1 protein-coding gene is annotated in these 224 nt (G+C 53.6%); it reads right to left on the reverse strand.

Annotated features, from left to right (window positions below; all coding sequences use genetic code 11):
- Positions 1-224, reverse strand: a 224-nt coding sequence (locus A0739_RS09785; protein WP_155718981.1) for an FtsK/SpoIIIE domain-containing protein, incomplete at both ends; no start/stop codon positions are given.

Here is a 224-nt window from a genome sequence, read left to right on the forward strand (position 1 = left end):
ATAGGACTGGATAGTCTCTGACTTACCTGATCCGGTTGTCCCGGCAATCAGCCCGTGCGGTCCGTGAGCTTTTTCGTGCAAGTTGAGGTAGACCAGGTCTTCCTTGCCCCGCAGGCCGATAGGCACCGCCAAGCTCTTATAAGGCGCATTCTGTTGCCACTTTTGCAAGACTTGCAGGTCCGAGAAGGTCTCTGCCCCATACATCTCCATAAAGGTCACAGTAT

Origin of the sequence: Streptococcus oralis (assembly GCF_001588645.1) — a bacterium.
GTDB classification, from domain to species: domain Bacteria; phylum Bacillota; class Bacilli; order Lactobacillales; family Streptococcaceae; genus Streptococcus; species Streptococcus oralis_AB.